Annotated in this window: 27 protein-coding genes and 1 pseudogene; 22 read left to right on the top strand and 6 right to left on the bottom strand. The window is 60.0% G+C overall.

From position 1 onward, the window contains the following. The first annotated feature begins 19 nt into the window (after positions 1-19). The 7 genes from RX327_RS35570 to RX327_RS35540 all read left to right on the top strand — a co-directional run bounded on the left by RX327_RS35570 (position 20) and on the right by RX327_RS35540 (position 6,030). Positions 20-739, top strand: coding sequence for an outer membrane protein (locus RX327_RS35570; RefSeq protein ID WP_152977881.1), 720 nt, complete (start codon positions 20-22; stop codon positions 737-739). A gap of 157 nt (positions 740-896) precedes the next feature. Beyond that, on the top strand, positions 897-1,340 hold the full coding sequence (locus RX327_RS35565; RefSeq protein WP_317248663.1) for an HdeA/HdeB family chaperone: 444 nt from the start codon (positions 897-899) through the stop codon (positions 1,338-1,340). Between the two features lie 103 nt (positions 1,341-1,443). Further along, complete coding sequence (locus RX327_RS35560) at positions 1,444-1,866, top strand: hypothetical protein (protein ID WP_152977882.1); 423 nt, start codon at positions 1,444-1,446, stop codon at positions 1,864-1,866. Beyond that, positions 1,853-2,602 carry an outer membrane protein gene (locus RX327_RS35555; protein WP_050387259.1) on the top strand — a complete coding sequence of 250 codons (750 nt, stop codon included), beginning with the start codon at positions 1,853-1,855 and terminating at the stop codon, positions 2,600-2,602. The genes RX327_RS35560 and RX327_RS35555 overlap by 14 nt, the downstream gene beginning before the upstream one ends. A gap of 325 nt (positions 2,603-2,927) precedes the next feature. After that, positions 2,928-4,367: a DUF1254 domain-containing protein gene (locus RX327_RS35550; RefSeq protein ID WP_028337095.1), complete on the top strand. Its 1,440-nt coding sequence runs from the start codon at positions 2,928-2,930 to the stop codon at positions 4,365-4,367. A 77-nt stretch (positions 4,368-4,444) separates the two neighbouring features. After that, entirely contained in the window at positions 4,445-5,554 is a 1,110-nt protein-coding gene (locus RX327_RS35545; RefSeq protein ID WP_028337094.1) for an HlyD family secretion protein, read from the top strand. A gap of 62 nt (positions 5,555-5,616) precedes the next feature. Beyond that, positions 5,617-6,030 carry a hypothetical protein gene (locus tag RX327_RS35540; protein WP_152977883.1) on the top strand — a complete coding sequence of 138 codons (414 nt, stop codon included), beginning with the start codon at positions 5,617-5,619 and terminating at the stop codon, positions 6,028-6,030. Between the two features lie 216 nt (positions 6,031-6,246). Here RX327_RS35540 and RX327_RS35535 read toward each other — a convergent pair whose 3' ends face one another. Then, complete coding sequence (locus RX327_RS35535) at positions 6,247-7,263, bottom strand: AraC family transcriptional regulator (protein ID WP_317248662.1); 1,017 nt, start codon at positions 7,261-7,263, stop codon at positions 6,247-6,249. 365 nt (positions 7,264-7,628) lie between these two features. On the opposite strand from RX327_RS35535, the gene RX327_RS35530 reads away from it, so the two are divergent. From RX327_RS35530 to RX327_RS39450, 7 genes are all read left to right on the top strand, one after another. Next, the gene (locus RX327_RS35530) at positions 7,629-7,931 is read left to right on the top strand and encodes an AraC family transcriptional regulator (protein ID WP_317248661.1); all 303 of its coding nucleotides are present in this window, start codon (positions 7,629-7,631) and stop codon (positions 7,929-7,931) included. A 140-nt stretch (positions 7,932-8,071) separates the two neighbouring features. Then, the gene (locus RX327_RS35525; RefSeq protein WP_244482597.1) at positions 8,072-8,758 is read left to right on the top strand and encodes a hypothetical protein; all 687 of its coding nucleotides are present in this window, start codon (positions 8,072-8,074) and stop codon (positions 8,756-8,758) included. A gap of 248 nt (positions 8,759-9,006) precedes the next feature. Further along, on the top strand, positions 9,007-9,447 hold the full coding sequence (locus RX327_RS35520) for a helix-turn-helix domain-containing protein (RefSeq protein ID WP_080667247.1): 441 nt from the start codon (positions 9,007-9,009) through the stop codon (positions 9,445-9,447). Positions 9,448-9,961: 514 nt separating this feature from the next. Further along, positions 9,962-10,477 (top strand): hypothetical protein, encoded by a 516-nt coding sequence (locus RX327_RS35515; RefSeq protein WP_152977884.1) that lies wholly within the window; start codon positions 9,962-9,964, stop codon positions 10,475-10,477. 63 nt (positions 10,478-10,540) lie between these two features. After that, positions 10,541-10,771: a hypothetical protein gene (locus RX327_RS35510; protein ID WP_050387264.1), complete on the top strand. Its 231-nt coding sequence runs from the start codon at positions 10,541-10,543 to the stop codon at positions 10,769-10,771. 428 nt (positions 10,772-11,199) lie between these two features. Next, the gene (locus tag RX327_RS35505) at positions 11,200-11,394 is read left to right on the top strand and encodes a hypothetical protein (RefSeq protein WP_050387265.1); all 195 of its coding nucleotides are present in this window, start codon (positions 11,200-11,202) and stop codon (positions 11,392-11,394) included. 492 nt (positions 11,395-11,886) lie between these two features. After that, positions 11,887-12,060: a DUF2934 domain-containing protein gene (locus RX327_RS39450; RefSeq protein ID WP_082190791.1), complete on the top strand. Its 174-nt coding sequence runs from the start codon at positions 11,887-11,889 to the stop codon at positions 12,058-12,060. A gap of 338 nt (positions 12,061-12,398) precedes the next feature. Here RX327_RS39450 and RX327_RS35500 read toward each other — a convergent pair whose 3' ends face one another. The 3 genes from RX327_RS35500 to RX327_RS35490 all read right to left on the bottom strand — a co-directional run bounded on the left by RX327_RS35500 (position 12,399) and on the right by RX327_RS35490 (position 14,395). Continuing rightward, a complete protein-coding gene (locus RX327_RS35500; protein ID WP_157345859.1) occupies positions 12,399-12,548 on the bottom strand; it encodes a hypothetical protein in 150 nt (49 codons plus the stop codon). Between the two features lie 149 nt (positions 12,549-12,697). Then, positions 12,698-13,723, bottom strand: coding sequence for a c-type cytochrome (locus RX327_RS35495; RefSeq protein WP_317248660.1), 1,026 nt, complete (start codon positions 13,721-13,723; stop codon positions 12,698-12,700). 495 nt (positions 13,724-14,218) lie between these two features. Beyond that, on the bottom strand, positions 14,219-14,395 hold the full coding sequence (locus RX327_RS35490; RefSeq protein WP_244482588.1) for a DUF6894 family protein: 177 nt from the start codon (positions 14,393-14,395) through the stop codon (positions 14,219-14,221). An 894-nt stretch (positions 14,396-15,289) separates the two neighbouring features. On the opposite strand from RX327_RS35490, the gene RX327_RS35485 reads away from it, so the two are divergent. The 4 genes and pseudogenes from RX327_RS35485 to RX327_RS35470 form a co-directional block, all read left to right on the top strand. Then, positions 15,290-15,490 (top strand): hypothetical protein, encoded by a 201-nt coding sequence (locus RX327_RS35485; RefSeq protein WP_038377878.1) that lies wholly within the window; start codon positions 15,290-15,292, stop codon positions 15,488-15,490. Positions 15,491-15,522: 32 nt separating this feature from the next. Then, the gene (locus tag RX327_RS35480; RefSeq protein ID WP_028337087.1) at positions 15,523-15,732 is read left to right on the top strand and encodes a hypothetical protein; all 210 of its coding nucleotides are present in this window, start codon (positions 15,523-15,525) and stop codon (positions 15,730-15,732) included. A gap of 539 nt (positions 15,733-16,271) precedes the next feature. After that, complete coding sequence (locus RX327_RS35475; protein WP_050387268.1) at positions 16,272-16,454, top strand: hypothetical protein; 183 nt, start codon at positions 16,272-16,274, stop codon at positions 16,452-16,454. A 69-nt stretch (positions 16,455-16,523) separates the two neighbouring features. Continuing rightward, positions 16,524-16,766: pseudogene (locus tag RX327_RS35470) on the top strand (cyclic nucleotide-binding domain-containing protein); the annotation flags it as partial. Between the two features lie 309 nt (positions 16,767-17,075). On the opposite strand, the gene RX327_RS35465 reads toward RX327_RS35470, so the two are convergent. After that, the gene (locus RX327_RS35465; RefSeq protein ID WP_317248659.1) at positions 17,076-17,480 is read right to left on the bottom strand and encodes a host attachment protein; all 405 of its coding nucleotides are present in this window, start codon (positions 17,478-17,480) and stop codon (positions 17,076-17,078) included. Positions 17,481-17,667: 187 nt separating this feature from the next. After that, the gene (locus RX327_RS35460) at positions 17,668-18,735 is read right to left on the bottom strand and encodes an ATP-binding protein (RefSeq protein ID WP_050387270.1); all 1,068 of its coding nucleotides are present in this window, start codon (positions 18,733-18,735) and stop codon (positions 17,668-17,670) included. Between the two features lie 400 nt (positions 18,736-19,135). Here RX327_RS35460 and RX327_RS35455 point away from each other — a divergent pair, with 400 nt between their 5' ends. From RX327_RS35455 to RX327_RS35440, 4 genes are all read left to right on the top strand, one after another. Then, a complete protein-coding gene (locus RX327_RS35455) occupies positions 19,136-19,549 on the top strand; it encodes a cupin domain-containing protein (RefSeq protein ID WP_317248658.1) in 414 nt (137 codons plus the stop codon). Positions 19,550-19,743: 194 nt separating this feature from the next. Then, positions 19,744-20,349 carry a sulfite oxidase-like oxidoreductase gene (locus RX327_RS35450; RefSeq protein WP_317248657.1) on the top strand — a complete coding sequence of 202 codons (606 nt, stop codon included), beginning with the start codon at positions 19,744-19,746 and terminating at the stop codon, positions 20,347-20,349. Beyond that, a complete protein-coding gene (locus RX327_RS35445) occupies positions 20,342-21,088 on the top strand; it encodes a ferredoxin reductase (RefSeq protein WP_317248656.1) in 747 nt (248 codons plus the stop codon). The genes RX327_RS35450 and RX327_RS35445 overlap by 8 nt, the downstream gene beginning before the upstream one ends. A 239-nt stretch (positions 21,089-21,327) precedes the next feature. After that, the gene (locus RX327_RS35440; protein WP_317248655.1) at positions 21,328-22,005 is read left to right on the top strand and encodes an antibiotic biosynthesis monooxygenase; all 678 of its coding nucleotides are present in this window, start codon (positions 21,328-21,330) and stop codon (positions 22,003-22,005) included. Positions 22,006-22,201 lie beyond the last annotated feature (196 nt).

The raw sequence follows: 22,201 nt of genomic DNA, 5'->3' as shown, positions 1-22,201 counted from the left end.
CAATTATTCAGGTGTGGCAATGAACAAGATTGGTAAGTTTGCAGTTGCGGTCGCAGCTGCGGGGATGATGGGCGGCTATGCAGCTGCGGCGGACTTGCCGGTGGCGCCCGCCTACAAGGCGCCGGCTCCGGTTGCCGCCGTCTATAACTGGACGGGATTTTACGTCGGCGTCAACGGCGGGTATGGCTGGGGCAATCAGGACCCGCTGGTGCTGTTCGCCAACAGGTTCGATCGTGTCGGTTACGACATCAGCGGCGGCATGATCGGCGGCACGTTTGGCGCACAGATTCAGCAGGGATATGTTGTGCTCGGCCTCGAAGGCGATCTGGACTGGGCCAACATCAACGGTTCGTCCGTCGTAACACCCAGCATTCTCGGCCTCGGGCAGGGCGTCACGCTGAACACCTCGTCGAACATCAGCGCGCTGTCGACGGTGAGGGCGCGAGTCGGTATCGCCATGAATAACGTGTTGCTCTACGCGACCGGCGGCGGAGCCTTCGTCAAGTCGACCGCCAGCGCATCGACCATCGCCGGAGTACCCTGCGGCACGGTTGGCGTCCTTCCGGATTGTTCGGGTTCGTCCTGGCGGCCGGGCATCACCGCGGGTCTGGGCGTCGAGTATGGCTTCACACCGAACTGGTCCTTGAAGGCCGAGTATCTCTACACGAAAGTCGTCGGCACCGGAGTCAGCGAGGATCGATTGAATATCGTCCGCGGCGGCATCAACTACCGATTCTGAACCGAGTGAACCGATGAACACCTTCGGTCTTGTTCGGCGCACCTTCGCGTCCGGCGGTGTTCTCTGCGCGGCCATTTTTGGGCGACGATGCGCAAGCGCGGGGCGATGACGCCCCACCCATCCCGAAAAAATGCCCGCTCATCGAATTTCGCGTCGGATGCTGGCCGCCGGCGAGGGGCGCCCGCATTCCGAAGTCCGGACCGTCTTAAATCTCTCCACATGCCATTCATTCCAAATGGGGTCACTAATGCGTTCAAGACTGCTGCTTTCCGTCACTCTGCTTGTTGCCGCCATGGCTTCAGCCAAGGCTCAGGTGCCGCTGTCCGCCTATGTCGATGCGAACGGATTCATCGATGTCCAGAAGCTGACCTGCGCGCAACTCGCAGGGACCTTCCAGGAAGACGCCGACGCGCTGACGGCCTGGTACAGCGGTTGGTACAATGGCCTTGCCAAGAAGCATTTCCTCGACCTGCGCAAGGGCAAGCTCATCGAGCACGAAGTCATCGTTTACTGCAAGGCCAATCCCGAAAAACTCATCATCGATGCCATTGCTGTCGTGTTGAAAGCGGAGCGGGAACTGATGGCAATCCAGGTGAAGTAGATCGTCTGAGAACGGCGTCGGTCGCTTGCTACAGACCGATCCGCTTGTGCGGCTTTGCCGAAGCCGCAGAGTCTCTGTTTCACCTGATGGCGCGCCATGCCAGGTGTCCGACTTGGTCATTTGTTTTGGTCATGTCGAATGGGTGGCGTGGTCGCCGCCGAGCGAAGTGTCGCCGAAGCACGATCTGCCGCTACGGCAGTTAAACCTCGTTTATCATGCGACCGTTCGCGAGAACGACGTATCAGCGATATTGGCCGATATCCTGGCGGCCCATGGCGTCACCGAGTTCGGCGGGCTTGCGGGACACTACCGCTTGCTGTTTCGCGAGTTGTCATCCGAGGTATCGCCGGTTTCGTGCAGTGAAGTCTGGGAGTTCGCTGTGAGTGTTGGAATGGTGTTTTCGTGCAACACCGCGGCGAAATGGTCCGCGATGACAGTTTTTGCATACCGAGTGAGACAAGGTCGATGGCAAATCGCTTCGGTGTTTTCCAACTTGATGAGGCTTGCAGGCAATGAAAAAAATTAGCTTACTTAGCGCGGCAGCGGTGATGTCCGTTTCGTTCACGGGTATTGCAAAAGCCGCCGACCTTCCTCAGCGGCCCGCCTACAAGGCGGCGCCGATCCCGGTGCCGATGATGTACAACTGGTCCGGCTTCTATCTCGGCGCGAACGGCGGATATGGCTGGAGCAACCAGTGTATCGATCTCACCGCCATCAACGGAATTGGCGGCGTCTTCGCGGAAGGCTGCAATAGCAAAGGCGGCGGCATTATCGGTGGCCAGCTTGGTTATCGCTGGCAGGCCGGACAATTGGTGTACGGCCTGGAAGCGCAGGGCGACTGGGCCAACATCCGCAACACGCGCATCAGCGCGCAGGATCCAACCCGCACCTACAAGTCGACCCTCGCCGGCTTGGGCCTCTTCACGGCTCAACTTGGCTACGCGGCCAACGAGGCCTTGTTCTACGTCAAGGGCGGTGGTGCGGTTGGCAGCCAGGACTTTGCCGTCATCGACAGCGTGACCGGCACGGGGCTCGCCTTTGCGAGCCGGACCCGCTGGGGCGGCGTCGTGGGCGTCGGCTTCGAGTACGGCTTCTCTCCAAATTGGACGGCCGGCATCGAGTACGACTATCTGTGGCGGGTGAATGAAAGCAACACGTTCCTGACGCCTTCACTCAGGCCGATCACGTCGATCACCACCAATACCAAGACGGACGCGAGTTTGCTCGCGCTGCGCGTTAACTACAAGTTCGGTGGTTACTGATGAAGAAGGAGGCCGGCCAATTCAGCCGGCCTCCATTCTTTTCCCATCATGACCTTAGCGCAAGACCCGACGCTACTAAGGAGCATCGGGGCCACCAAACCCCAAGTCGTTCCATCGCTGATTGTTTTCAAATCGAAGGACGCGAACATGCCGCCCGGCAAGCTGCTTGCTTCGCGGTCGAAGCTGCGGATTGCCGAATCTGCATAGCGCGTCGCCGCGTTTTCGGCCAATTGGTAAGCGGACGAGAAGACGCTCAGCGTGCCATGCCCGTCCCCCACGAAAACGGAGTATTTTGATGCAAAAGCGATCGCCCCCCAGCCCGCGTATGCTGACCAAGCGCGATTTCCTGCGATCTGCGGCATTGGCGACCATCACCGCGGCTGGCGCCGAATCAAGCCAGGCTTGGGCCCAATCGTCCGAGCGTCCGGGATTCTTCAAGGCCAAGGACATTGCCGAGGCCGGCTTCATCTACGGCCTGCCGATGGTGATGGCCTATGGCATCATGAATGAGTACGCGGTCGACAAGTCGTCAGGGCAGTACAAGGCGCCGTTCAATACGCTGTTCAACGAAGCGCGCGTCTACACATACGAAGATACCGCCGTTATCTCGCCCAACAGCGACACGCCGTATTCTTTCGCATGGCTGGACCTGCGGGCCGAGCCCATGGTCTTTTCGGTGCCGGCGGTCGATCCCAAGCGCTACTATTCGCTGCAGCTGAACGACCTTAACACGTATAATTTCGGCTATGTCGGCACACGCGCCACCGGCAGCGATGCCGGAAGCTATATGGTCGTCGGCCCGCGATGGACCGGTGTAACGCCCCCCGGCATCAAGAAAGTATTCCGGTCGACCACCGATTTCTGCCTGGGACTTTTCCGCACGCAGTTGTTCGACCCGGCCGATATCGAGGCTGTCAAAAAGGTTCAGGCCGGCTACAAGACGCAGCCGCTTTCCAGCTTCCTCAACCAGCCCGCACCCGCGCCCGCACCCGCGCTTTCTTTCCCCAAATTCGCGAAGGACCTCGTCCGCACCGAGTTCTTCGAATATCTGGATTTCGCGCTTCAATTCGCACCGGCGCTGCCGGAGGATCGCTGGATCCGCGAGCAACTCGCCAGGATTGGCGTGGGGCCGGGCAAGAGCTTTGATTTCCGCAGCCTCTCGCTGGAAGACAAGGCCGAGATCCTGCTGGGCATGAAGGAGGGCGAGCGCAGGGTCACCGAGGCCGTTGCCTCCATCGGCAAGGACAACAACGGGTGGCGTGTCGGCTCGGCGTTCGGCGATGCCTCATTCTACCATGGCGACTGGCTCTTGCGCGCGGCAGCTGCGAAGGCCGGCATCTATGGCAACGACGCGGCGGAGGCGATGTACCCTCTGGGCAAAGTGGATGCCGATGGCAAGGAACTTGACTGCTCGAAGTCGAACTACACGCTGACCTTCCCGACGGGGCAGTTGCCGCCGGTCAATGCCTTCTGGTCGGTCACCATGTATGACGGCAAGACGCAGCTTTTGGTGAAGAACCCGATCAACCGCTATCTGATCAACTCGCCGATGCTGCCGCACATGAAGCTCGGCTCCGATGGCTCGCTGACGATCTACGTCCAGAGCAAATCTCCGGGAGCGGACAAGGAAGCCAACTGGCTGCCGGCGCCGGATGGTCCGATCTATGTGGCGATGCGACTGTACTGGCCGAAAACCACACCGCCATCGATTCTGCCAGCTGGCGAGGGGACGTGGAAACCGCCTGGCTTCAAGCGCGTGTCGTAGAGATCGGATTTATATCGGCCGGATGCGCGGCGACAGTGTCGCGATGCAGGCATTTTGGCCGATAAAGGAACCCAGTCGTGCTCATCATTCTGACGCTCTACCTCGTTCTGGTCTGGCTCGTCTTCTTCAGGCTCAAGCTGGTGCGATGGGGCTGGGCGTCCGGCACTGTCGCGGGGCTGCTCGGTGCCTTCATCCTCGCGGTGTTCCTCGCGATGTTCAATTACCTGACCCCATCTGGAAGCTTTGTCGTGATTTCCCGTGTCATGGAGGTCGCGCCCAATGTTTCCGGCGAGGTGATCGAAATACGGATCAAGCCGAACGAGCCGGTGAAGGCCGGCGCGGTGCTGTTCCGGATCGATCCGGCGCCGTTCCAGTACAAGGTCAGCCAGCTCGATGCATCGCTCGCCCGGGCACGCCAGCAGGTCAAGCAGCTGAAGGCCACTTACGAACAGGCGACGGCGAATGTCGATGGGCTAACCAAGCAGCTCGCCTTTCACGCCCAGCGGCTTGCCGATTACCGCAAGCTCGTCAGCGAGGACGCGCAGACCGAGTTTAAACTGCAAGACATCCAGGTGCAGCACGACACGGTCGAGTTTCAGCTCCAGGCGGCCAAGGCCGCGCAGCTGAGCGCGCAATTGGCGATGGAGTCGGAAATCGGCGGCGTCAACACAACCGTCGCGCAGATCCAGGCTCAGCTCGACCATGCGAGGTGGGAGCTCGAGCAAACGACGATCCGTGCCATCGGTGACGGTGTCGTTACGATCATGGCGCTGTCCGTCGGCGACCGTGCGATGCCGGCGCGACCGGTGATGTCTTTCATCGCGGCAAATGATATCGTCGTCGCCGGCATGTTCCCACCGAACGGATTCAGGACCATCAAGCCTGGCGCGCGGGTCAAGCTCGTGTTCGATGACGACCCTGGCCATATCCACGAAGCGACAGTCACCGCTATCCCGCAAGGCGTGGGGCAAGGGCAGATCGCGGTCTCTGGCACGCTGGCGCGGGTCGGCTCGATCGGCGGCGCCAAGGTCTATCCGGCGGCGATTTCCATCCCCAAAACCATCGACCGCAGCCAGCTTCGGCTCGGGATGCCCGGCACCGCCACTGTGTTCGCAGAAAACGCCGGCGTCATCGGCTTGCTCATGTCGATCCTGGTATGGATCGGCTCCTACACTGCATATTTATAGACGCCTGCCGTTTCACTCCCGGCTGCCAATCGGTAGTCCGCCTATGTGCCCAGGAAGGAAAAATGAGTCTTCGATCTACAGGCGCTACTTCAGGCATCGCCTTGGTTGTGCTGCTCGCCCAGTTGTGCCCGGGCGCCCGCGGCTACGCCCAGCAGTCAACGGGCCAGTTGTTGATCTCATCGGGGTTTAACCCCATCGCCGCTACCACGCCGGAAATGTTGAATCGGCTGATGTCGTTTCCACCCAATCAATTTCAGCTGCGCCAAAAGGGCGGACGTTCCTACTACGTCTACGCCGATCCTTCCGGATGCACCTGTGCATATGTCGGCAGTGTGTCTGCAATGAACAAATATCGCGTCAGTTATGGCGCATTGTCAGGTGGCTTTACGAATCCCGAGCAGAACCTGATCGACAGCATGGACAACGACGAAGCCTCGGCCCAGTTCAATAACGACGTATTCGGCCCGGATTTTTAGGCACGCTGGACGGCAGTCTCCCTAGAAGAAGCGCCCGAAACGGCAGCCAGCAAGGCGGGACCGTCGGTCCAAGTTCTATCTTTTGATCCCCACATTCCGCTTGATGAGCTTTCAGAGATAATGCCGGAAAATTCGTGGTCCGCCACGCAACGCGATGTCGGGTTATCTGATTTCGGGCGGCTGAATGGCCGAGGAGCGGTCACCGAGCGGGACAGTTCAAGCGAGCTCGCTTGCACCATTTCTCCGCCTCTCTCGAAACTCTCGTGGCGTGCATCCGGATATCCGGCGGAAAGCGCGGGTGAAGTGAGCAGGATCCGCATAGCCCGATGCGAATGCCACATCGATGATCTTGCTCTGGGGATTGCTCAGGAGCTTCATCGCGCTGTTGAAGCGAACCCGCTCCAACAGGTCCGAATATGTCAGCCCCGCGAGCGAGAGTTTCCGCTGCAGACTCCTGACGCTCAATGCAACCATCTCGGCCGCCTGAATTATGGTCGGGCCGCCTTCGTCAAGATACGAGGGTAAAGTCAGCTTGAGGATGCTGACGATGTTGTTGCTGAAAGGCTGCCGCTCCGTCTCGGGTAAATTCGACGGGACGACATCGACGGGATTAGGAAGACTCAAGAACTGCAACGGCACTTCAATCCACGAGGCCTTCTGACCTGACATGAAGCGTGTATTCGGCCAATGCGATTGAACCTCAATGCTAGGCGCATAGTTTGCTTCAAACGCGAGCACTCTCGGAGTCCAGGTCGCTCCGGCGAACTGACGGACGATGTGCATGACGAAAATGTTTTGTAGCCAGTGGGACATCTCAAGATGGGAAATGCCCTCCGTGCCAACGAGCCTGCTGCAAATTTTCACGCTCTGGCCGCACGGCTCCAGCCATAGATGGAGATTAGTGTCCTCGATCGGCGACCATTTGCAAGCCTGCTGAAGAGCAACCAGGAGGGTTGGCGAGTGCCGGATTCGAACTCGCATGGCTTCGCTCAAATGGTCGAATGCGAGCCGCTGGGCTACCCGAAAGGCAATTTCCGACAAGCCCTGCTTTTCCTGGGCGGCCGTCGCGAAGCGAATGACTGGCAGCAGCGGCACGTAATGATCCGCTTTTTCTTCCAAAGACGTCGGCAACTGAAACTTGGCGAGAAGCGATGCGGTGGGGCCGCCTATTTCTGAATGAAGCTCGGCGAAGGGCATAAGAAACTGACAACGGGTCAATGGAATGATGGTCATTACTACCTGCCAAAAAAATAGCTGCGTTCGCAGACTAGCAGGCCGCTGATTTCCTTGCCTTGTCTTTGTCGCGTAATGCAAGGCATTGCGGGGAAGTCCCCGACTTGCTTCCCTTCGACGCAAGCTTTGGCGGCTAATGGCCAGATTCGTGCCGAAAATGCTTCTAGCTTTGAAGCATTGTTTTCTTGAGGGGGGCGCATCGCCTTCACGCCTCACATCAACCGATGAGAGCTATCCGGCTGCCTTCATACCGGACGGTCCGCGCGGCAATTGTCGTGTCGCTGCGACAAGGTGACGCAACTCTCGATAGTACTGCCCGCGCATTGAAGGTTAGCTCGCGGACGTTGCAGCGGCATCTCGGCCGCATGGGCACAAGTCACAGCAAAATGCTCGCCGAGGTTCGCCTGAACGTGGCTTGCCGGTTGCTTGCGGACTCAAGCAAGCGCCTGTCGGATATCGCAAAATTCCTTGGATATGCCAACGCAAGCAGCTTCAGCCGCATCTTCGCGCGTTTGATGAAAGTTCAACCCGTTGTTTACAGGCGGCAGCAACTTGCCCGTAAGCATGGGCAGGCGCGTCATTGCACAGGACGGTCGACCGCTGAAGTATTCCAGATGATTGGCACGAAAGGGCAAGACGCGCGACCTGAATTGGCGCGAAAGGTTTAGTGAGATCACCACGCTCCTGAAGGAGCTATCTGCTTTGATACGCAATTGCGCGGGGCGATTTGGAAAGCCGTCTGAGCCGACCGAAGAAATCTGAGCCGACCGAAGAAAAAAGAGTCCGACTTCAAAAGGAAAGAACAACCATGCCGCTTCGTTCAGTTCTGATCGCAGTTTGCGCCGCCGCATCACTGGTCTGGTCCCAGAACCTTTTTGCTCAATCGGCTCCCGAACCTAAGCCGCATGTGCCGCTTGAGAAATCCATCGGCCAGGCCAAGTCGGAAGTCGTGCCGTCTCTCTTCGTGATCAATTCGCGCGGCGCGAGCTTGAAGGACGGCAAGCTGGTGCTGATCGGGGTTTCGCCGAATGCGATCGTATTTGCCGATCGTCCGGTCCGGGCGGCCGGTCACGATCTGACAACGCGGATCGTCGAGGATTGGGGCAACGGCAGCGACAATTTCGCGAAGGATCCTCCGAACGCCACCGTTTCCGGATTCAGGAAAGACGGATCATCGGTGGCCGACGTTGTCGTCGTGCTGAAATCGCCCAAGCTCGAAGGCGACAAACTGATCTTCGACGTCGATGTGCTCGAAGGCGACCTTGCGGGAGCTGATGGACCGGCATCGGTCTTTATCGATATCATTGGGCGACCGCTTACGCCGCTGTCCTTTGCCGGCGTCGCCCGCCGGACGGCTTACCGCGGTGCTTTCTACCGGGGCGCCGCCTATGCGGGAGCGGCTGCCCTGGCTGGAGCTGCCGTAGCGGGAGCTGCGGCCTATCCGTACTACTACGCGCCACGCTGCGGATACTACCCCTATCCGCCCTGCTACTGAGCGGGGCAGGCTGGGGGCAGCGTAGCGTCATGCAGTCACTTCGCCGAACACGGGCGGCCGAACGCAAAACGAACTCCATCCGTTTCGGGCAAACAGGAGGAGCCAGGACCATGCGACGGACGACCGTCGTTGAGCTTGTGATCATCCAACCGGCGCACGCACATACCGATCTGAGCGCTTGCGACAGTCCCGACCAGCGCCTCGTCGAGGCGATCGCGGTGGCGTGCCTTGCACATGGAATAGGTTGAATGTCCAAGGGTCATCGGCTTCCGACCGTTCGGGAAATGAAATCAGCGCAACAGCGAGAGATCTGTTGCGATCTGGTAGGGCAAGCAGAGAAATTGGCTTTGAGCCGTCCCGATCAACCGCCGTCTATTTCGGATATCTGTCGTGCTCTTACCGTGAGTGAGCGTACCCTGCGCAAGGCGTTCAACGAGATCCATGGCGTCCCGCCCTGCCGGCGCCTCCGCATGTTGCGGTTGCTGCACGCCAGGAAAATGCTTCTGGCGGCCGACCGCGAGCTGACCACAGTTACCAAAGTTGCAATAGCTTTTGGCTTTAGCGAGCTAGGGCGCTTTTCTGTCGAGTATAGAAGTGCATTCGGCGAGCGTCCGTCTCAAACGCTTAACCTAAGCTGTATGGGCGCCGACCGTGATGTCAGCGCAACATCGCGGGCCGAATTTGCATAGCGAAGCTTCCGGAGTTGACATCAACTACATGGAGTATCGGACCGCAGTCGGAGGAAGATCGACGGGTCGAGGTGTATTCAGACGCGCGTCGCGCCGTCGATCTATGTGATGGGCCACCACGTATTGGCGACCGCGAGAGAATAGCCTTTCGATACCGCCGCGATCAGCTCTTCACGGTATTGCGAGCGTCGCCGCCGGAGATGGCCTGGTCGGCCGCCCGGCGCAGATCGACGGAAGATGGTGCAGAGGCTTGGGCGCAACTCGCGTGCGGGTTGGCCAATTGTTGGTAACGAGGACCGTGGGTTGCCACGCGCTGGATTGAAAAACAGCTTATCTTTCAATGGGGATTGACTGACACTCTCTCCGCCATTTTTCGATTTCTTGGCTCCGGATTGATCCCCGGTAACTGTTGGCCAGCTCATCCCTCGGGTAGCCCCGCTTTGCGCAAGCCCTCGGCTATCCGCATACGCTGTGGGAGACAGGTCGCATTGTCCGTTGGCGAACTAGCGTGGGAGTGAGCCAGAGTGAACTTGGGGTCGACGGTGAGTCCCGCCTCTATCGCGGCCCGTGCGTTCTCGACCCGCCCAAGGTGAGCCAAAGCGGCGGCAAGAAAGAAGTGAACGAAGGCGGCGACATTCCGGTTCGTTTCGATCGCTCGCGTGAATCAGCGCGCAGCGGCCTCGTCGGCTGCAAGATAGGATTGTGCAACACCAGCTGTCGCCAACCAGCTGAATGCCCTGTTGTCACGGGGGGAAAGCCGAAATGCCTCCATGACACAGGCTTCCGTTTCCTCAGCTCGGCCGAGATAACACTTCCCAAGTCCAATCCACACATAAGCGGAGGCGAGATTTCGATCGAGCACCAATGCATGCTCACATTCGGCGATACCCTGGGCGGCGCGCTTGGTAAAGATCCGCACGACACCGAGGAGGCAGTGGGCGCCGGCGTGGTCTGGCATGGACGCAATTACCTTGGTCAGAGTCCCTTCGGCTGCCATGAGGCGCGCGGCCCGGGTCGCCGGTCAACATGAGGCAACGATGGACGAAGCCCTCTATGATCAAGGCCACCGCTGCTTCCCCGAGCCGGAGCCGGCATGTTCACCAGTCGTGGACGCGCTGCGCTACCAAATCGCCACGTAGCGGAGACCAAGCGGCATATTGCACTCGGTGGCCGGCACATTGCCCGTCAGATCGAGATCATCGACATGCTGGGACGCAGCGGTCATCCCACCGACCTGGCAACACAGGTCTTGGGCACCTACCGCGAGTTACAGGAAACTCACCTCTTGCACCGCAACCAGATCCGCAAAGAGCTAGAGCGGTAAAGCGCCTCAATTGGGCAGCCTTCCTGCCACGACGCCTCGAACGGCCGCAACCGTCCGGGCCTTAAAGCGTTTAATGTCTACGCCATGGGCCGTCATCGGTGACGAGAACGTAAATTGCGCTCCACCGCAATTGGAAGGAGACCCGTCATGAGAAGACGCCGTTTCGATCAGGCGCCTCTACCAGATGAACACTTAGAAGAACCGGCCAAGCGACTGCGGAAGGAAGCGCGGGGTATCCCGCCTGGTGTTGAGCGCGAAAAGCTAATCCGCCAGGCGCGTAAGGCCGAAGCTGCCGCTTGCGTACAGGAATGGCTTTCGTCTCCCGGCCTGCAGGCACCGAAATAGACTGCCATGCCGCCAATTCCGTATCTGCCCCTGCGAAAGCAAGGGGTAAATTGCCCCAGGTCACAATCCGAGGAGCACACAACATGACCCTACAAATCCCCGAGGTAGTTTCCACCAGGATCGACCGGCGTGTCTTCGCGATCATGGACAACACAATGCCGCCCCGAGATCATCCTGATGACGAAGACGAAGACGAAGATGAAGAAGACGAAGATGAAGAAGACGAAGAGAACCGAACCGACGAACCGCCGGTCGTGCGCGAGCCGGACGGAGACTAATCAGGATGCTTATACCTAGCCTGAGCTTCGAAGAGCGTGATCTCCAGCCTACGTGCAGCGCGCTGGCGCGTCTGGTGGCTTTCAGGTCGTTCAATTCCGAGAGCAGCGGGCAGACGTTGAATGGACCGCGGTTCTCGGCGGAGCAACCTCTCGGCGTTCGCTCGTGCAGGGGGCGCGCATGATCCTCATATGGCTTGGTGTGCTCCTTGTTTTCGGCGGCGTGCTACAGATGGCGTTTCAACCAATCTGGCGAGGCCGATTGAGCGGTGGAAGGCGGCTTCGCTCTGGGCAAAACACGCTCGAACCTGAAAGACCGGCTAGCGGTTTCGGCATCAAATCGAATTGGCCCGGACTTGTGATGGTCGCGCTTGGCGGCGCTTTCTTGCTGGCCGGAGCCGCGCAGTGATCGCCAAGCCTCGGAGCGCCAGCCCGAACGAACCAAGCGGCTTGCTACCGGCATAGCGACTAAACGGCCCATCGGCGGCTCAAGGCATTTGTCGACGAGCTGATCGAGGCCCGGCGACGGCTTATAGCCACCTGGCGGTCCAAGCAGAAGTCCGGGCGCGCGCCCACGCACTTTGGGAACAGCCCGGCCGGCCCAGTAGCCGTGATCTTGAGTTTCGGTTGCAGGTAGAGCGAGAACTTAGCGAGAGTGAAAACGAGTGAGTTAACGGCGGCGCGTCCGTAAGCGCTCGCGGGCAAAATGAGGAGCAGCTACTTGTCCGAGAGAAGAGAACTGTATCGCAGTCCGAATGGAGATGCATGGTTCCTCGGGCGCGAGCCGGCAAGCGGAAATGCCTTCGCGGCGATGGCCGATCTCGACCTCTGAGCCGGAGCTGACCTAGGGCGTGTACGCACAAAATCCAGTACACGCGTACGGGAATAGCGAGGTCCGGATCGCCCTCAAAAGCAGACATCGAAGATGCTTAAGCGAATGTCCGCCAAGGGCCAAACCCGGACCTTCGCTCAGGAAAATAGGATCGCGCTCCGGCCCGAACCAAATGCTATTCCAGACGGCTGTCGGGCGTTGAGGGGACGCCCAGCAGGCTGGTGATCGCGTCCGGGATTTCAATTTCGCAATGGTCGATGCCGTCGTGATAGGCATGTGCCTCTTGCGATATCCGTAACACAATATTCGCATCGCGGTGGTTCATCGGACCACCGGACCAGAGCCGCAATGCTGTCCGGCATAGCGAACCCCTGGAACGTTCTGATCTCATCAATGAGCAATCTGGCTTGCAGCGTCGGGTACGGAATGGACTCAGGAAGGCTCCCGATGAAAAGTCGCCTGTATCCACGTAAGCTATGACGGATGAAGGCTTCCGCGGCTTCGCGCTGAAATGCTCAACGCGCTTTCTTTGCCTTTGCAATCGGCCCGGATCGGTGCGAACGGTCCATACTTGTGCTGTCGCTCGCTAAATCCGTCGGCATAAGGGCCGTAGGGCGTATCGACCGGCTTTCGCAAAAGATCAGGGAAGTCCTTGTCCAACCCAGCCATTTTCGGTCGCGACTGCGAAATGACGAAGGCCGCCACGTCCCACGCCTGCTCGACGGAAAGCTGCGGGTTCAGGTAATCTGCGCCATGCGGCATGTTGAAATGCAGGAAGTTCGCCGCGGTAATCAATCGCGCCATTCCTGCGCCGTTGTTGAAGCTGTCCGGTCCCCACAACGGCGGCATCACATACCCGAGATCCGTTGTCGGCAGGCTACGGCGGATTCCAGAACCATCTGTGTTGTGACAAGTCTGACAGGAGTTTGCGTAGATCGCCTTGCCGCGAACAGGATCGGCCGCTCGCTTAAGTTCGGGCATCGTTCCGGCACCGAGCCCAGGCAAAATCTGTCCCGCTGCAACGCCTGACGACAGAAACTTGATATAGGCGACGATCGCCTGCATCTCGACGCTATCATTCGGCAGTTCACGGCCATTCATACTGCGCACCATGCAGGAGTTGACCCGATCCTCGATGGTAATTTCAGCACCGAGCCTTGCACTGTATTGAGGAAACAATTCAAACAGGCCGAAGATCGGCAATCCAAACTTCTTCGTTCCGGCTGCGAGATGGCAGTTGCTACAGGCGAGATTGTTGCCCGCAAACCGCCTTGCGGTATCCGCGACTTCTGGGCCGATATGCGCATATGTCGCGGTGATGAGGTCGCGTCCCCTCCGCACCTGAACACCGAAGGCATCATTCGGCAACGCACCGACCTCTGGCACCGTCCAGACTGCCGGCGCCTGCGCGCGGGCCGCGCTGGACGCAGAGATTCCGGCAGCAGCGGCAAGAATGCAGGCAACCCGTAAGAGAGAAAAACATCGGCTTTGAAACAGCATGTCTGATCCTCGTGCCCGAATGCGCAACTGGATCATTCAACGACGGTTTCTGTCAACGGTAGGTAGCCTCCGTGAGCGAGCGGTCCATTCTCTCGATCCGGATCAGCCTGCGCACAAGCTACGGACTATCGGAAAATGAATGATTCACGGCGCGATGCAACTTTCTGAGCGAACGTCAGCAGCGGGTCACACTTGGAAGTTTAGCAGGCGTTCCTCCGAAGTCGCTAAGCCCCAGTCATCCGCAGACCGTGCCATGAGGTCCGAAAGAGGCCAACAGGTGACGCTCGCAGTGAAAGAGGCCACCAACTGAGGCGGCCTTACTCCGTCGGCTCACCAGGCAACTCGCGCTTCTGCGCTTCGTACTGCTTGATCAACAGCAATGCCCTCCAGGGTCAGTTGATCCGTGGTCCGCATGGATAGTGCCCTGTGGTGCGCGATCCTCTTGTCAAACTCGGCGCATTTTTCACACATGACGGCTTCTCCGTCCTGCTGCCCTCAACGCAGCCTGACGACATCGAACGCGAATCTAATCTGCATCACGGGCCCGTCGTCGTCGCGGATCTCAATCGCCATCTGAATTAGGCCGGCGGATTTTTTGCCAGCACCGTGGACCATGTCGGCCAAGGCCTTCACGGCCTCTTCCTGAACCGATCCGATGTCAGGCAACACCATTCCCTCTTCATCCGGGATTAGCGCTTCGTCGTCGCGAAGGTCAAAATAGTATCTTCACATCTGCTGAAATGCGGAGGAGGAAGCCAATGTCCGCGCGCGACGATATTGAGCGCCTCGTCCGGCAAGGAATGCTCTAACGCCTTTGGCCTCACATCCCATAGCGCTCGCACTCATACGCCGCGTTACTCGTCTGCCGGGTTGAACACGAGAATAGTTCCGCTGCTTCTTGTCTATGCCGCAACGAACGGGCCCGATGCCCATGACTTTAGGCAGCGCCGCCAAATGCATTCTGAGTTGTCACCCACCAGACCGTGTCAAATACGGATCCAAGGATCCAGCTAATCGGTCAGCCACTTGTCTGGCGGACAGCGTGGACTGCTCTTCGGGATGAAGCGAGCCGACGGAATTCACGACCAGCCCGCTACAGGCGGCAAGAACAACTATCGCAATCGCAGCGATATATTTGGTGCTCATGACGATGGTCCCTTCATCGCCCCATGAACTAACTGGGCACTCTCAGAAATGGTTCCCGCGCGCAACGATGGCATCGAGCGCGAACTCAGTAAGCCTTGGGATGCGTCGACCTCCCACTCCGGGCTCCTACGAATGGAATATCGCGTCGGATCAAAGATCAAAGGAACGAAAGCGCACGCCAGGCTTTAGAGAGATGCGAGACTGCCGCTCGCTGGTAGAAAACCGGCGCATGTCGCGGATAGCCAAAGGTCGCTACCAAAGACCCGCTGTAGTGAAAACGAGCGCTCGCGCAGATAGCCAAAAGCGGCGGTCTCCGGTTCCATTCAAAAGTCGCTGGCCGTGCCTCCATTGAGTTTGCGGAGGGCTAGGTACGATGTTGGACATAGCTGGCGTTGCCTTTACCGGAACGAGAGCAATTGCATGGACCATCGCGTTGACCTTGACCACACACACAGCCGCGCCATCGTTCGAGAGATCGGCGAGAGATTGGGCGCGTCGCTGAAGCCAGAGCCGGAACTACCCGAAGGACTTAAACAGCAAATCGACCGGCTCCGCGAATTGGAGGAGCAGTCACCATCCATCATTCCGGCGGCTGAGCGCTGGGACAAGGTTCGCCGCTGAGCGAAAGACGGCTCGACCGAATTGGATGAGCAATGCCATCGGTGAACCGCCGTGCGCCAAAAATTCTGAAGGAGTACGGCGAGGCGCAAGCCGAATTGATCGGCAAAGCCGTCGTCCTTACCGATGGAAAGGCGGGCACGATCGAGTACGTTTGGCTGGACGAATTGCACGGGCTTCGGATTTCGATCAAAGGTCACGACGGAAGATGGCCGGTCTCAACCATCAAGATCACAGAGAATTAGACCTTGCTCGGCCGCGCGCAGCACAGCGCGTCCTTTCAGATCAGTCCAATCAAGATGAAAAGAGCGATTTCGGCCAGGAAAGCGATGCTCATGATCGCGACTGTAAGGAACACGTCGCTCGCCGAGACAAGGTTCATGAATGCCTCGCATCTTGCGAAGCCCCAAGAGTAAATCATCTGGCCAGAAAATGTTTCGGTTCCAAACGCAGACGGCGCTAGATGCGAGCGGTGCTGACATCCGAGGCGGCCTGATAAAAGGTAAAGCCGCTTAGGGGCAAAAGCGCCAGTTTGAGCCTTAGCGGGCGACTTCCGGTCTTACGCCATGTTCGGACATGTCCCAGTGCCGCGCGAACTGACGCGAACAGCCAACAGACAGGATGCCCAACGAGGGCTGCTGCGCATTTGGCGATGCATGTTGGTCTCTTGGTAACGCACGATCAGTTGCTCAAGAAGATCTGGATCGGACAACCGCGATCTTCGGTCTGTGGCCGACCCTGTTGCTCGCCGGCATCGTGGTCGCGGCGATCGGCAAAGGATTCATTGGCAGACGATGCGCTGGATGCAGCCGTTGCCCAAGCGCTGGTGGGTGGCGCTGTCCTCGCGCTGGTGGCGCACGCGATGATTCCGGTGGCGCTGGAGGGAGGCCCGCTGGTGGTGCTGTCGATGGTCGCCAGATTCCTGTTTGCACCATCTCGCACTCGCCGAGTCTTTCGTTTCAGTTGACGAACGCAATAGTTTCATCCGGAATAGCCGCTGCCGGTATTGGCTTACACAACACTTTGGCGAAACCAAATGATGCTTAGCGCAGACGTATCCAGCATGCTGGATCGCATTCTAGATGCAGCAACCGACAACCTCAGATTCGCGAAGATTCTTGTCCAGATGGGTCTCGATCCCAGTAGCGTAACCTGGAACGACATCTTCAGCCGCCTGCTGGAAATCTTTCTGCACAACATCACCCTGGCAAACATGTTCGCCCTGATCGGCGCGATCTTCTTTGTCGCCACCCTGCTGACGCACACCATGGTGCCGCTTTGACCAGGCAGCGCCTATTGGAAAATCTCGCGCGGGCCGAAGCCATCATCGCGCAGAACAAGATCGCGGTGCCGACGGCCTCCGCGAGCTGACGGTGGTGCGGCTCGATAGATCCCGGCGCCTTCCGCAAAAGCTGGACCAAGCGAACCGCTCTTCCGAGCAATGGCAATCTTTGCCTTCCTCCGCTCGGCAAGCTTCGTACCTCAGGCCTTGCGGTGGAACAATTTCTTGGTCCGATAGAGCGGAACTGCCTCAAAGAGGTAAGTTCGTAGAATCCTGCCCTCGCTTGAGATCGCTTCCCGGGGTGCGTCAGGCGTCGGCGATCAGTGAGGCGATGTCCTCGAGCGGACGCCGGCTGAAGTCCTTCGCGAGCTCTCCTAAGATCTTGCCTCTCAGGTCGCCATTGAAGTGTTTGCGCATCTCCTCCAGTATCCTGGGGTCGGAGACAACGACTAGGTTTTCTATGGTCCCGTCCAGGCTGAGCTTGTTCAGGAACGCAGCCATCGCGGCCGCGAAGTCGTCTTCGACGAGCCGCCTCCCATCGGGGTTGGCGGAGCTGCTGCGATGTCGCGCGCCCGAACCTGAGCGGGCGGGCGGAGGCGGAGCCGCAGTGATCTCGACCAAGTGCACCCCCGGTTTCACGCCCGTATTGTGGAACAGGCGGATCGTCTCGCCGTCAGCGACGGCAACAGTCGTACCGGTTGGTAGAATCATCGAAAGACCTCCGTTCAGGATCTGCATAAAGGCCGGCGGGCTATGATACTTGCATGCCAGCGCTCTACGGCGCCTCTTCGATCAGTTCCTGGCCCGAAGCTCCCCAGAGCAGGGCAGTCCCGACGGCGACCGAAAGAATCGAGGCGGCCGGGCGGGATCATGAACCGGTCTCCAGGTATTTGCGCCGCTACAACATCGGCGCCGCCGTCGCTGGGCTTACGATGTGGAATACGCCGCCGTCGTGTGACCGCGTGTACGCGATCTCCGTGTCGACGATACTGCTGGAGAGCCTCGCCGCGTGCACGCGCGGGAGGAAGAGGCGCACTAGCGTGCCGGCACCCCGCTCACTCTCTATAAAGACCGCGCCGCCTCGTCCCTCAGCAAAGCGCTGGACCTGGGGGAGCCCGAGGCCGGTGCCACTGCCCGCGGCCTTTGTTGTGAAGTATGCGGTGAAGGCCTGCGAGAGGAACTCCTCGGTCATGCCCTCTCCGTCGTCGGCGACGATGATCTCGACGAACTCCCGGGCCGCGCCAGCGCGAGACTCGACGTTTCGCGCCGCGACGGTGATCGCGCCGCCGTTCGGCATAGCATCGGCCGAATTTCGGCAGAGGTTCAACAAGGCGAAGTACAACTCTTCTGGGTCGGCATTGAAGGCCCATAAGTCAGAGGCGATCTCGGTGTTGATCGTGATGTCCGGACGCAACGCCCGGTCAAGCGAGGCCGCCATTGCTGCGAGGCGATTGCCTTCGACAGGTCCGTCAATCGAGTTGGGGCCCGGTCGCGCAGCGTCGAGGAGCTGCCGGTTGAGTAACGCGCCTCGCGCGATCGCCTCCTGCATTCTGCCGATGATGGCCTTTCGCCGCGCGGCATCGTTCTGGCGCTCGAGCAGCCATAGGCTGCCGTCGATTACGGCGAGAAGGTTGTTAATGTCGTGGGTGACCAGCTGCGCCATGTCCGCTAACGCTTTCACCGTCTCCCGCCTGCGCGGGGCGACCGAGCCACGCGTGTCGGACCGCGCGTCGGTGCGGCACAAAATCCCCGAGACCTCGCCGTTGGGCCCGACAAGCGGGATCTCCACGCACCTGGGCGCAATGAGGCCGTTGCCGCGATCGCAGGCGCCCCGCACCCTTGCGCTGAACGCATGCCGCACGCCAAGCGCGACGCCGGCGCTGTCCACGAGCACGACGACATCCTCCGGCGGTGGATCTTCGACAGAGCCGGGTAATGAAACGCCGATTGTCTTTTTGATCTGCATATCGGGCCTCCTCACCTGCGATCGTTCAACGGAACGCCGACTTCGGCCTGGACACGAGAGCGGGCGACACAGGTCGAAGATTGAGTCTATCGCGGTCGAAAGGAAAATCACCTCTCGCCATGGAGTCGATAGCCGACGTTATCGGGAGTAGCTGAGAGACGCTTGGCACCGCTGCGGAGGCCGTGCGGTGCTTCCGCCTGCAAGCACTCGCCCGAGCGGAACTCTCGGCGATCGAGAAGAGATGTTCACGTGCGTGCGGCCGTCATAACGCGTGGCTATCGACTTCATGGCGTGACGTCATTTCCCATTCGCCGCGCGCAATTCCATGTTGACCAGCGTGAGCGGCAACCTTTCCCGTCACACCGACCCCCGAAAAGGGTCCACAATCAGGAGGCTACAAATGTCAGTAAAGCAGCCGGTTCTCACGCCGCCCCGCGGCGGCGAGACGGTGACCTCAAGCGGGGGCTCGAGCGTCGAGATGAAAGTGGAGAGCAGCCAGACCGGAGGCGAATATGGCGCTGTCCTGTACACGGTGCGGGCCGGGGAGGAGCCGCCGCTGCACACGCACTCGCGGGAGGACGAACTGCTCTACGTGGTGCAGGGGCAACTGATCGCGCGGGTCGGCGATACCCGCGTCGAGGTTGGGCCGGGCGCTTACGCGGCTCTTCCCCGCGGTGTGCCGCATACAATCCAAGTGGTCGGCGACCAGGCGACCCTGCTGCTCAGCTTTGTGCCAGGTGGGCTGGAGCGCTTCTTCGTCCCCCGGAAAGGCGAGCAGCCCGATCCGGCCGCTTTCGGCCTGACGTTCCCTTAGGGCCGGGCAGCGTGCGTGAACGTGCGCCCGCTCGGGCCTGAGTGCCGGCCGCGCGCGACCGGGCCAGATGATTGGCTCCACGCGCCGGGCGGGCGCGCCTAACTGCCTCCCGGCTTGACGCCAACTAGCGCACCGCTGCGGTCGTGGTGGGTGCGCCAACCTAAGCTCTTTTCACCCGCCGGAGGAAATCCGCTATGGTCACTCGCGGTTTCACAGCTCGTCAATCCGGATCAGAACCATCGGACCGGATCCCGCCGGGACAGCACCTCGTCGACAATTTTCCGGTGCTTACGGCCGGCCCCACGCCGCGAATCGAGCCCGCGGACTGGACTTTCACGCTGAAGGTCGGACCTCGTCCGGTCAAAGCGTGGAGCTGGTCAGAGTTTAACGCGCTCCCACGAGCCAAGATGACGCGAGACATCCATTGCGTGACCTCGTGGTCGAAGCTCAACACCGCCTGGGAGGGCGTGGCCGTCGATGACATCCTCGCCGACGCTGGCCTTACCGCACCCACTCCGTTTGCCCTCGCACATTGTTACGACGGATACTCCACCAACGTGCCGCTCGCCGACCTCGCAACGGGAAAGGCGATGGTCGCGCTCAAGTATGAAGGGCAACCGCTGCCGCGCGATCACGGGGGGCCGGCGCGCCTACTCGTGCCGCATCTCTACTTCTGGAAATCGGCGAAGTGGGTGAATGGGCTTCAGTTCACGGAGCGCGACGAGGCTGGCTTCTGGGAGCTGCGCGGGTACCACATGTACGGCGATCCGTGGAATGAGCAGCGATACACGAATGACTGAAGCGATTGTTGCAACCGTGCGATGGCAGAGCTGTGCGATTGTCGAGATCGCGACGAGAACGCCTGCTATCAAGAGCTTCTTTCTCCGCCTCTCCGAGACGTTCGACTCTACGGCCGGACAGCACGTTGACGTGCGGCTGACTGCGCCTAACGGCTACACTGCCATGCGCAGCTACTCGATCGCCTCGGCCCCGAGCGATTCCAATGTGATCGAGCTGGCGATCGAGCGCCTCTGGGACGGTGAGGTCTCGCCGTTCTTTCACGACGTCGCCAAGGTAGGCGACACGATCGAGCTCCGGGGGCCGCTTGGCGGACACTTTCTCTGGCCCGGCCCTTCCAACAAACCAGTGCTCTTGATCGGTGCCGGCTCCGGCGTCGTGCCGCTCATGGCGATGATCCGGTATCGGAAGGCCAGCGCTGAGCCGGTGCCTGTCGCGCTGTTGCTATCCTCCAGGACCTGGGATTACGTGCTGTTCAGGGACGAGCTCTTGGAGCTCGAGAGGTCGCTTCCCGATTTCGTATTCGCCATGGCCCTGACACGCGAGCCGGCGACGCGTCGCACCGACTTCAGCAGGCGGGTCGACAGTGGGATGGTCGCTGACGTCGCGGGGCGGCTGCCTGTGTCACCCGCCCGCGCCTTCGTGTGCGGTTCGAACGCCTTCGTCGACATCGCGGCGGACGCAGCACTCACTTTGGGACTGGAAGCCGGGGCGATCAAGACCGAACGCTACGGCGCTTGAGAAACGATAGGATAGTTTCCGCAAACGCCAGATTCTCCAGCGCGGCCTGCGGCGATCGCGGTCGTGCCGGATAAGGATACGCAGCAGTGAACGAAACGGGAGCCATCCGAATGCTGTCTAAGACGATCGATGTCGACGGTTCGAGGGTTCGTCTGCCGTGAAGGCGGCGCGCATGGCAGGGGGCACTCCGACATCAGGATCGTCGCAGCACTCCAGACGAGGGATACAGCCTGTTTTCAGTGATTTTCGAAGTCCTCCCCAACAAAGAGAACTGGGATGACTACCTCGACAACGCCAAGATGCTGCGCCCCGAAGTGGAGCAGGTCGATGGCTTCGTCGACAACATCCGCTACAAAAGCCTGATCCGCGACGGCTGGATCCTTTCGCTTTCGAACTGGCGGGACGAGAAGTCGCTCGTCCGCTGGCGTACCCACATGCGCCATCACGAGGCTCAGCAGAAGGGTCGCGACGAAATCTTCGCAGACTATCACCTCCGGGTCGGCCAGATCACGGTCGACAATCGGATCCCTGAGGGGGACGCCCTCACGGAGCAGCGGCTCGACGAGACCGAAGTCGGGGAGGGAACGACGGTCACGCTGATCAACGCAACGCGCCCCGCGGAGTGGAAGCAGACCACCAACCCGTACGACTGCGCCGAGTGGCTCGGCCTGAATCCGTGGGCGGCCGACAGCACGTCCTGGGACATCTTTGACGCCGTGCTCACGCCCGGCGACTTGATTCTGCTCATATCCTGGAAGGACGCCGCTGCAGCGCAGGCCTACGAGGACACATCCGCGCCGAGTGACAAGGCGAGGGTCCGAAGAGTGCGGATCGTGCGCGATTATGGGAAATACGACCGTCGCGAGGCGCCTCAGTACTACCCGGACGCAAAGGGCGGCGAGGCCCTCCACGCCTGACGCCGATCCCGATTATTCGCCCAGACATACTGATGGTTGACGAATTGTCGTTGGCGCTTCCTCCGCTTGTTGCCGAATGATTGATCTCTGCGCTGACGATCATGCCTTGGGATCGCATACACGCGGCGCGGTGGCCGGTCCGGTTATCGCCTACCGCGCAGCGCGCTGGCCCGGCTCTCAGAAGTTCCTGAAAGCG

This window comes from Bradyrhizobium sp. BEA-2-5 (assembly GCF_032918025.1).
Classification (GTDB): domain Bacteria; phylum Pseudomonadota; class Alphaproteobacteria; order Rhizobiales; family Xanthobacteraceae; genus Bradyrhizobium; species Bradyrhizobium pachyrhizi.
Note: the sequence above shows the minus strand (reverse complement) of the source record. Positions and strands in the feature narration are given on the sequence as shown.

What these genes read in the sequence shown, in the direction of transcription:
- RX327_RS35570 (WP_152977881.1), top strand. Translation starts at nt 20, where the DNA reads ATGAACAAGATTGGTAAGTTTGCAGTTGCGGTCGCAGCTGCGGGGATG.
- RX327_RS35505 (WP_050387265.1), top strand. Translation starts at nt 11,200, where the DNA reads ATGACCCTACAAATCCCCGAGGTAGTTTCCACCAGGATCGACCGGCGT.
- RX327_RS35565 (WP_317248663.1), top strand. Translation starts at nt 897, where the DNA reads ATGCTGGCCGCCGGCGAGGGGCGCCCGCATTCCGAAGTCCGGACCGTC.
- RX327_RS35555 (WP_050387259.1), top strand. Translation starts at nt 1,853, where the DNA reads ATGAAAAAAATTAGCTTACTTAGCGCGGCAGCGGTGATGTCCGTTTCG.
- RX327_RS35485 (WP_038377878.1), top strand. Translation starts at nt 15,290, where the DNA reads ATGGACCATCGCGTTGACCTTGACCACACACACAGCCGCGCCATCGTT.
- RX327_RS35445 (WP_317248656.1), top strand. Translation starts at nt 20,342, where the DNA reads ATGACTGAAGCGATTGTTGCAACCGTGCGATGGCAGAGCTGTGCGATT.
- RX327_RS35455 (WP_317248658.1), top strand. Translation starts at nt 19,136, where the DNA reads ATGTCAGTAAAGCAGCCGGTTCTCACGCCGCCCCGCGGCGGCGAGACG.
- RX327_RS35490 (WP_244482588.1), bottom strand. Translation starts at nt 14,395, where the DNA reads ATGGTGTTGCCTGACATCGGATCGGTTCAGGAAGAGGCCGTGAAGGCC.
- RX327_RS35525 (WP_244482597.1), top strand. Translation starts at nt 8,072, where the DNA reads ATGCCGCTTCGTTCAGTTCTGATCGCAGTTTGCGCCGCCGCATCACTG.
- RX327_RS35540 (WP_152977883.1), top strand. Translation starts at nt 5,617, where the DNA reads ATGAGTCTTCGATCTACAGGCGCTACTTCAGGCATCGCCTTGGTTGTG.
- RX327_RS35495 (WP_317248660.1), bottom strand. Translation starts at nt 13,723, where the DNA reads ATGCTGTTTCAAAGCCGATGTTTTTCTCTCTTACGGGTTGCCTGCATT.
- RX327_RS35535 (WP_317248662.1), bottom strand. Translation starts at nt 7,263, where the DNA reads ATGACCATCATTCCATTGACCCGTTGTCAGTTTCTTATGCCCTTCGCC.
- RX327_RS35500 (WP_157345859.1), bottom strand. Translation starts at nt 12,548, where the DNA reads ATGAACCACCGCGATGCGAATATTGTGTTACGGATATCGCAAGAGGCA.
- RX327_RS35450 (WP_317248657.1), top strand. Translation starts at nt 19,744, where the DNA reads ATGGTCACTCGCGGTTTCACAGCTCGTCAATCCGGATCAGAACCATCG.
- RX327_RS35480 (WP_028337087.1), top strand. Translation starts at nt 15,523, where the DNA reads ATGCCATCGGTGAACCGCCGTGCGCCAAAAATTCTGAAGGAGTACGGC.
- RX327_RS35465 (WP_317248659.1), bottom strand. Translation starts at nt 17,480, where the DNA reads ATGATTCTACCAACCGGTACGACTGTTGCCGTCGCTGACGGCGAGACG.
- RX327_RS35550 (WP_028337095.1), top strand. Translation starts at nt 2,928, where the DNA reads ATGCTGACCAAGCGCGATTTCCTGCGATCTGCGGCATTGGCGACCATC.
- RX327_RS35460 (WP_050387270.1), bottom strand. Translation starts at nt 18,735, where the DNA reads ATGCAGATCAAAAAGACAATCGGCGTTTCATTACCCGGCTCTGTCGAA.
- RX327_RS35520 (WP_080667247.1), top strand. Translation starts at nt 9,007, where the DNA reads ATGTCCAAGGGTCATCGGCTTCCGACCGTTCGGGAAATGAAATCAGCG.
- RX327_RS35510 (WP_050387264.1), top strand. Translation starts at nt 10,541, where the DNA reads ATGTTCACCAGTCGTGGACGCGCTGCGCTACCAAATCGCCACGTAGCG.
- RX327_RS35530 (WP_317248661.1), top strand. Translation starts at nt 7,629, where the DNA reads ATGGGCACAAGTCACAGCAAAATGCTCGCCGAGGTTCGCCTGAACGTG.